Origin of the sequence: Planococcus maritimus, assembly GCF_001592825.1 — a bacterium.
In the GTDB taxonomy this organism is placed as follows: Bacteria; Bacillota; Bacilli; order Bacillales_A; family Planococcaceae; genus Planococcus; species Planococcus maritimus_C.
Window position 1 is genome coordinate 1 of the sequence record NZ_LTZG01000010.1, and the last position, 532, is coordinate 532.

The following is a 532-nucleotide window of genomic DNA, read 5'->3' on the forward strand; positions in this document are numbered from 1 at the left end:
GGACAGATGATTGGGGTGAAGTCGTAACAAGGTAGCCGTATCGGAAGGTGCGGCTGGATCACCTCCTTTCTAAGGAACATATCGGAACCGATTTTTCGGAATCGGGTTGACGTTTTGCGTTCAGTTTTGAAGGTTCAGGAAATCAGCTTATGTTGATTCGTGTTTCTTCTATTATAAAGAAAAATTCTCAAGAGGGCCTATAGCTCAGCTGGTTAGAGCGCACGCCTGATAAGCGTGAGGTCGGTGGTTCGAGTCCACTTAGGCCCACCATATTTCCTCTTAGGGGCCTTAGCTCAGCTGGGAGAGCGCCTGCCTTGCACGCAGGAGGTCAGCGGTTCGATCCCGCTAGGCTCCACCAATACTTGTTCTTTGAAAACTGGATAGATCGACATTGATTAAGAAACAAGCATCATAGTAGCGTGATCGCGATTGCGATCAACTTATTTTTTTGACCATCAGTGGTTAAGTTAATAAGGGCGCACGGTGGATGCCTTGGCACTAGGAGCCGAAGAAGGACGGCACTAACACCGAT

At 48.3% G+C, this 532-nt stretch carries 2 tRNA genes and 1 rRNA gene; all 3 read left to right on the forward strand.

The features are described 5' to 3' along the window. Positions 1-69 (forward strand): 16S ribosomal RNA (locus AY633_RS08705); the annotation flags it as partial. A gap of 124 nt (positions 70-193) precedes the next feature. Next, a tRNA-Ile gene (locus AY633_RS08710) sits at positions 194-270 on the forward strand. Positions 271-282: 12 nt separating this feature from the next. After that, positions 283-358 (forward strand) — tRNA-Ala (locus AY633_RS08715). Positions 359-532 lie beyond the last annotated feature (174 nt).